Genomic DNA, 8157 nt, shown 5'->3' on the forward strand with positions numbered 1-8157 from the left:
ATTATGGACGAACGGAATTTAAGAAGGCTGGAATTTAACCGGGTCAAAGAGAAACTGGCTGAATTTGCGGCTTCACAACCAGGTCGGGAGTTGGTTGAAGAGCTGTTACCATACAACAACCGGGATGAAATGGTAGCCGCTCTGGCCGAAGTGACCGAGGGAAGGGAGCTATTGCGCCTGGACCCTACCGCCAGGCTGGACGGTTGGAATGATGTAAGACCCCAGGTCCGCCGCTGTGGCCGGGGAGCTTTGCTAGAGCCCCAGGAGTTGTGGCATGTATGGCAAACCCTGGCCGCTTGCAGGCAAATTAAACACTTTTTCAGTGAACGGCAGGACAGGTACCCTCGTTTAAATGAAATAGCCCAGGGATTGGGCACCTTTAAAGAACTGGAGAAAAGGATTGCCGAAGCCATAGCCCCCGGCGGCGAAATACTGGACCGGGCAACAGAGCGTTTATTCAGTATAAGACGGCGGTTGGCTACAGCCCAGCAACGCATTAAAGACCGGTTAAACGAAATTATCCGGTCAACCAGCTACCAGAAATACCTGCAGGATCCCATTGTTACCATGCGGGAAGGTCGTTATGTGGTGCCTGTAAAGCAAGAATACCGCTCCCAGGTACCCGGTATCGTACATGACCAATCGGCCAGTGGGGCCACCTTGTTTATAGAGCCTATGCCGGTGGTGGAGGCTAACAACGAAGTGCGCACGCTCCTGGCGGAAGAAAAACAGGAGATCACCCGTATACTGACGGAACTTTCCAACGCAGTGGGCGGGCAGGCTGAGGAACTTTTGTACGCCCTGGAAAACTTGGCCCGGCTGGATTTCATCATGGCCAAGGCCCGTTACAGCGCCAGCCTGGACGCCTGGGCACCCCGTATTGTTCCCGAGGCCAGGCTGGATATACGGCAGGGTCGCCACCCCCTTTTGCCGGGAAAGGCTGTGCCCATCAGCATTTCACTGGGTGAGGCATTTGACATGCTGGTAATTACCGGACCCAATACCGGTGGTAAGACAGTGTCCCTTAAAACGGTGGGATTGCTGGTACTTATGGCCCATGCTGGCCTGCATGTGCCCGCGGAGGACGGTACGGTAATCGGCATGTTTGACCGGGTGTATGCTGACATTGGCGACGAGCAGAGCATTGAGCAGTCTTTAAGCACCTTTTCGTCCCATACCACCAATATAGTAAACATATTGCACGGGGCCGGCAACAAAAGCCTGGTGCTATTGGATGAACTGGGGGCGGGCACCGACCCCACCGAAGGTTCCGCCCTGGCCCGGGCCATTCTGGAACAACTGCGTTTGCAGGGGGCCAAGGTGGTGGCCACCACCCACTACGGAGAACTGAAAAGCTATGCCTTTGCCAGCGATCGGGTGGAAAACGCCAGCGTGGAATTTGATCCCCAAACACTGCGTCCCACTTACCGGCTGCTCACCGGGCGGCCCGGTCGCAGCAACGCCTTTGAAATAGCGTTGCGTTTAGGGCTTGACGAATCCGTGGTGCAAAGGGCCAGGGGATATCTCACCGAGGAACAGGTGCAGGTGGCCGATCTAATGCGGGAATTGGAAAAAGCTCGCGCCCAGGCCGAACAGGATCAGCTTGATGCCGCAAGAATCCGCCGGGAAGCCGAACAATACAGGGAACAATATTTGACCCGGGCGGAAAAAATCGACCAGCGCAAGGATGAAATAATCTCCCGGGCTATTGCCGAAGCCAGGGAAACCGTGAAAAAGGCCCGGTTGGAGGCCGAGCAGCTTGTGGAAGAATTGCGGGCGGCTCTGAAAGAGGAATCAAGCCACAATCGCGAACAATCCATTACCAACGCCAGGCAGCGTTTAAAACAACTGCAGTCCAAATTGCAGGCCAAAGAACCCGCCGCTGCCCCCGGGCGTCCTGGTGAGGCTGTCACCGAGGTAAAACCCGGTGATGAGGTTTTTATACCTAAATACGGGCAGCACGGTGTGGTGCTGGAGGCACCCGGCCCGGATGACCAGGTTCAGGTACAGGTGGGTATAATCAGGATGACCATACCCCGCCGTGAACTGCGCCAGGCCACGACAAAAGAAACAGACCGGCCGCAGCGCACCGGTATAGGCCAACTGGTACAGCAAAAGGCCAGGGACATATCCCCCCGGTTGGACATGCGCGGTATGCGGGTGGATGAAGGGCTGGCCGAGGTGGAAAAATATCTGGACGATGCTTGTGTAGCCGGGCTGCCGGTGATACAGCTGGTTCACGGCAAAGGTACCGGGGCGCTGCGGGCCGCCGTGCACAAATTATTAAAGGAGCACCGCAGGGTCAAAAACTATCGCTTGGGCGAACAGGGCGAAGGGGGCAGCGGGGTAACCGTGGTGGAATTAAAATAGCGTTAAAAGCACCATCAATATAGTGGCGCAAATGATACTTTAAGAGTTTGTTCGAAAAGTAGGCTTTGGTGTCAGGTATTGAAACATGCCTTTCCAGGGCACAAAACGTCATGAAAGAATTCTTTCAGACTTTCAACACCTGGCATCTATAAGTGAGCACCGCAAAACCTTATCCAACACGGAGATTCAATAGGATTGGTACTAAAAAACCTTAGCCCGGTGCCGGGCCAAGGTTTTTTATTTCATCCTTCAGGTAATTAAATTTATAAATCGGTGCCTGTATTGTTCGGCATGTATAAACCGTTATTGTTTCTGGAACGCCTGTCCGCCGGATGCCCCTGGTTGTCTACACCGTTTTCAGCGTCATTCCCGGGGATGGTTATGTTTACGTCCGTATTTACTTCCTCTTCCGGGTTGGTAACACTGTCAATGCCGTGCACATCACATATTTTGGTCGGTACCCGCAGGTTATAATCCGCCACCGCCGGTGATGAGGTATAGGGTAGTTTTAGCATGACCCGGGTGATTCTTTCCGGGCAATACTGGTTGGGTAACAGCCCCGTGGTGGCGCACACTTCGGTTAACACATGCACATTATCATGTTTGGACGGTACGGTACCGGAAGCAAAAAGATCGGTCACCATGTGTTCCGGCGGTGTATTGGGGCCGGGCAAAAGCCCTGACTTGCTGTCCACGGTGGCCGAAGTCAGGCCCTGTGGTCTGGTGAAATCGTGGGATGGAATTCCCTGGTGCGCCTGCCGCATCACCTCCCGCCATATTTGGGCGGGATAAGTACCCCCATAACTGTGAGGCATTTTCACAGGGGTGTCGTAACCGATCCAGACCACACCCACCAGATCCGGCGTATAACCGGCGAACCAGATATCCTTACCATCGTCCGTGGTACCGGTTTTCCCCGCCACCGGGCGGCCGATTTGGGCGCCGGTGCCGGTGCCGGATTGTACCACTGATTTCATCATATCAGTCAATAGATAAGCCGTAGTTTCCTTCATTGCCCTGCGGGGGGTTCGTTCTGCCTCGAATAAAACGGTACCATCGTAGTCTTCCACCTTTAAAATGGAAACAGGATCGATATAGAGACCGTTATTAGCAATTGCAGCATATGCTCCCGCCAGTTGCATCGGAGTTACACCATGTTTCAAGCCGCCAAGTGCTATGGCCGGACCCGTGGGGTCGATGTTAATGTTCATCCGGGCGGCAAAATTAACGGCATTGGATATTTGTACGTGATCCATAAGAAGTTTTACTGCCACGATATTGACCGAATGGGTCAAAGCGGTGCGCAGGGTGATTAGACCCCGGTAACCTCCGCCTGAGTTGCGCGGTGAATAGTTGCCGTAACTGTGATAAGTAACCGGTGCATCATCTATGACGGTAGCCGGGCCCATGCCTTTCAGTTCTATGGCGGGACCGTAGGCCAGGATTGGTTTAATAGCTGACCCGGGCTGTCTGGGGGACATGGTGGCCCTGTTCAGTGATCTTTGGTGGGTGTGTTCCCGGCCACCCACCAGTGCCTTTACTTCACCTGTTCTGGGCTCAATTATTACCATGGCACCCTGGGGCTGCAGCACGCCACTGGAGTCCCTTTGGGAAGAAGGGAAATTGGCCTGGTTGGCCATGGCGTTTTCCGCATAGGTTTGGATCTGGGGATCCAGAGTGGTGTATACCTTTAAACCACCTTTAAATACTTTTTCCTCACCGAATTTTTCCACCAATTGCTCAGTAATATAATCCACAAAATATGGATAAGGGTATTTGTTGGCATTAGTACCACCCTGCTTTAATACCAGCTCCTCTGCTTTGGCCTGTTGATATTCTCCTTCATTGATAAAATTATATCGGTACATATCATCCAGCACCTGGTTCCGGTGGGACAGACCAAGATCGAAATTTTGATAAGGTGAATAGTTATTTGGTGATTTTATAATGCCCGCCAGCAAGGCGGCCTGAGCTATGGTCAGATCACCGGCGTCCCTGCCAAAGTATGTTTGAGCTGCGGCTTGGATGCCGTAAGCTCCCTCCCCAAAATATATCCGGTTTAAGTACATAGACAGAATTTCTTCTTTGGAGTACCTGCTTTCCATCTTAAAGGATAGAATAGCTTCCTGTATTTTTCTTTTAATAGTCCTTTCCGGGTTCAAAAATGATAATTTAACCAGTTGCTGGGTAATGGTACTAGCACCCTGAAAGTTTCGTTCCGCACCCAACATATGCAACGCGTCATTAATGGCGGCCCGGGCAATGGCCTCGATTCTGATACCGTGGTGTTCATAAAACAAGTGATCTTCGGCGGCTAAAAAAGCTTCCTGAACATGTAGTGGTATTTGACTTAGTGAAACTTGCGTTCGATTTTCTGATCCAATTTGGGTCACCAGTTGTTCATTGCTGTCAAATATTTGGGTGGCATTGGCCGGGATCAAATTTTTTTCATTAAATGCAGGCAAATCTTTAATGCTTACAAATAGCAGTCCGGCCGTGGCTCCTGCCGATACCAGAAAAAAGATAATCAAGATAAATAATATAAACCTGGTAGGATTGAGTTTCCTCTTTTTACGTTTTTTCTTTGCGGACAAACAATGCTCACTCCTTTAAGGAAGTCTTACCTGTGTTTAACAACGCAATTATATCATACTACCAACGAAAGTATTAACACAGAAATTGCCACCTTGTTTTCTATCTTGTAGATTTGATATAATTTAAAAATTGAGGTAACGGAAAGGAGTTATTGTAATCATGCTCAGCGTTGATAAGCAACTGGAAATCATTAAAAGAGGCGTGGTTGAAATTGTACCGGAGGAAGAGCTAATTGCTAAGCTGCACAGGTCGGTAAAAACGGGCATACCTTTACATATTAAATTGGGTCTGGATCCCACGGCCCCGGACATTCATCTCGGTCATACCGTTGTATTGCATAAAGTGCGGCAGTTTCAAGAGTTGGGGCACCGCACCACGATTATTCTCGGCGATTTTACCGCCCGTATTGGTGACCCCACGGGTAGATCCGAAACCAGAAAGCCGCTAACCGAAGAGCAGGTTTTGGTCAACGCTAAAACATATGAAAAACAAATATTCAAAGTGCTTGATCCCGATAAGACTACCATCACATTTAACAGCAAATGGCTTGCTCCTTTGAATTTTGTGCAAGTCATTGAATTAGCGGCTAAGTACACCGTAGCGAGAATGTTGGAGCGGGATGATTTTGAGAAACGGTTCAAAGAGGGGATGCCCATCAGTGTACACGAATTTTTCTATCCTTTAATGCAGGGCTATGACTCAGTTGCTTTGCAGGCAGATGTGGAACTGGGCGGAACCGACCAGAAATTTAACCTGCTTATGGGTAGAACACTGCAGCGTGAATACGGTCAGGAACCCCAGGTGGCGTTGATGATGCCCATTATTGAAGGTACGGACGGTGTGCAGAAAATGAGTAAGAGCCTGGGCAACTACATAGGTATTGACGAATCTCCGGGAGAAATGTACGGTAAGACCATGAGTATTCCCGATGAATTAATGGTGCGTTATTTTGAGCTGGTCACCACGCTGCCCCTTGATGAGGTAAATAAAATATCTACCGGCCTGCAAAGCGGCGAATTGCATCCCCGGGATGTGAAAATGCACTTGGCCCGTGAAATCGTGAGCATTTATCATGGTCAAGAGGCAGCTATGCGTGCTGAAGATGAGTTCAAACGTGTGTTCCAACAGCACGACCTGCCCGAGGAAATTCCAACATTTAATATTACACAGGATATATTGGAAGACGGCCTGGTTTGGCTCCCTAAACTGCTGCACCTGTCCAATCTGTGCACCAGTACCAGTGAGGCCAGGAGATTGATTCAGCAGGGTGCGGTGCGGGTTGACGGTGAACGATTCAGCGATCCCAGCCAAAAGATTAAACCCGTCCCTGGTATGATAATTAAGGCCGGTAAAAGAAAATTTATACGTCTTGCATAGCTCTGACCCGAAAATATTCGGGTTTTTTTTTGCGGTCACTCAATATAGATATAACATAACCAGTTGCAGTGATTCGGGAGCAAGGGGACGGTTCTTCTGCTTCCTGTTATCCCGGGGGTGAAACCGTGTTTAAAAAAAGAAGGCCCTTTAAAAGAGTACTCCTTTTTATAACATTAATATTATTAATGTTGGCAGTCTATTTTTTCTTTGATACGCGGGTACGGCCCACGCTTTTTTCCATTGCCGAGATTGAAGTAACGCAAATGGCCGTAGCGGTAATTAATCAAACTGTGCAACAAGAGGTATCCGGTGGGGATATTGATTACCAGGACTTCATTACCGTGCACCGGGATTATAATGGGCGGGTGGCTTTGATGCAGGCCAATACGGTTTGGATAAACAAAATGGCCGCAGATATTACATTGGAAGTACAAAACAAATTACAGAATTTAAATGCGAAACAAGTATCAGTCCCCATGGGACAGTTGCTGGGTAGTTATATTTTCGCCGACTTGGGACCGCGTATCAAGGTGGATATTTATCCAATGGGTACGGTTAGTGTGAATGTGCTGGACCGGTTTGAACAGGCAGGTATCAACCAGACCCGGCATAAAATATATCTTGATTTTAGTACCATGGTACGGGTGGTGGTTCCGCTGCACAGCGGCGAGGTTAAGGTGGCTACCAAGGTGCCTGTGGCGGAAAGTATTATTGTGGGAGATGTTCCTGAAGCCGTGATTAATATACCGGGGGGTATACTGGGAGTTGATGGCAGGTAACGGTAAGTTAAATTAGGTGTCAGGTGATGAAAGGCTGAAAATCTTTGAGCTTTAGCCTTTCATCACCTGACACTAGCGCAAACCTTATTGAATAATTCTAAAAAAATTTGTTAACCATGTATAAAAAGAGGTAAATAAAAAATAATAACTTAAAAGTAATAAAAAAGTGTTGACAGCCGGGCAAGTAAATGCTAGTATATAAAAGTCGCTGCGAGCAAAGAGTTGTTTGCAAATAAGTGTTGACAACTAAACTCGAATGCGATATAATACAAAGGTCGCCAATAGGGCGATGCTTAAAACGGTCCTTGAAAACTAAACAGTGCAAAGAGATGAAAGTTGAACCTAGTTCAACACATCAAACCTCGTCAAGCAAAAGCTAAGAGCCGGTGCCCAAGCCAACCGGCGGCGGCAGAGGCTTTTAGGCAAGCGCTAAAACGAGTAATTCACAAACGAGTCAAAGATTAAATTTCTCATAAAGAATATTATGGAGAGTTTGATCCTGGCTCAGGACGAACGCTGGCGGCGTGCTTAACACATGCAAGTCGAACGGGGTTTAACGAGAAGCTTACTTTTTGTTAAACCTAGTGGCGGACGGGTGAGTAACGCGTGGATAACCTGCCCAATAGCCTGGGATAACGCCGGGAAACCGGTGCTAATACCGGATACGTTCACCGGACTGCATGGTCCGGTGAAGAAAGGTGCAAACCGCTACTAGATGGGTCCGCGTCCAATTAGCTAGTTGGTAGGGTAACGGCCTACCAAGGCGACGATGGGTAGCCGGCCTGAGAGGGCGACCGGCCACACTGGAACTGAGACACGGTCCAGACTCCTACGGGAGGCAGCAGTGGGGAATCTTCCGCAATGGGCGCAAGCCTGACGGAGCAACGCCGCGTGAGTGACGAAGGTCTTCGGATTGTAAAACTCTGTCCAGAGGGAAGAAGCAAGTGACGGTACCACTGGAGGAAGCCCCGGCTAACTACGTGCCAGCAGCCGCGGTAAAACGTAGGGGGCGAGCGTTGTCCGGAATTACTGGGCG

Annotated in this window: 4 protein-coding genes and 1 rRNA gene; 4 read left to right on the forward strand and 1 reads right to left on the reverse strand. The window is 49.6% G+C overall.

What is annotated here, in order from left to right:
- Nucleotides 1-3: 3 nt before the first annotated feature.
- Nucleotides 4-2370 carry an endonuclease MutS2 gene (locus LX24_RS11860; RefSeq protein WP_166512357.1) on the forward strand — a complete coding sequence of 789 codons (2367 nt, stop codon included), beginning with the start codon at nucleotides 4-6 and terminating at the stop codon, nucleotides 2368-2370.
- A gap of 263 nt (nucleotides 2371-2633) precedes the next feature.
- Here the strand turns inward: LX24_RS11860 and LX24_RS11865 are convergent, their stop codons facing one another.
- Nucleotides 2634-4964 carry a transglycosylase domain-containing protein gene (locus LX24_RS11865; RefSeq protein ID WP_166512358.1) on the reverse strand — a complete coding sequence of 777 codons (2331 nt, stop codon included), beginning with the start codon at nucleotides 4962-4964 and terminating at the stop codon, nucleotides 2634-2636.
- Nucleotides 4965-5124: 160 nt separating this feature from the next.
- On the opposite strand from LX24_RS11865, the gene tyrS reads away from it, so the two are divergent.
- The 3 genes from tyrS to LX24_RS11880 all read left to right on the forward strand — a co-directional run.
- A complete protein-coding gene (tyrS, locus tag LX24_RS11870) occupies nucleotides 5125-6342 on the forward strand; it encodes a tyrosine--tRNA ligase (protein ID WP_166512359.1) in 1218 nt (405 codons plus the stop codon).
- A 125-nt stretch (nucleotides 6343-6467) separates the two neighbouring features.
- Nucleotides 6468-7121 carry a sporulation protein YunB gene (gene yunB, locus LX24_RS11875; RefSeq protein ID WP_243131728.1) on the forward strand — a complete coding sequence of 218 codons (654 nt, stop codon included), beginning with the start codon at nucleotides 6468-6470 and terminating at the stop codon, nucleotides 7119-7121.
- 481 nt (nucleotides 7122-7602) lie between these two features.
- Nucleotides 7603-8157, forward strand: a 16S ribosomal RNA gene (locus LX24_RS11880); the annotation flags it as partial.

Source organism: Desulfallas thermosapovorans DSM 6562 (assembly GCF_008124625.1).
GTDB classification, from domain to species: domain Bacteria; phylum Bacillota; class Desulfotomaculia; order Desulfotomaculales; family Desulfallaceae; genus Sporotomaculum; species Sporotomaculum thermosapovorans.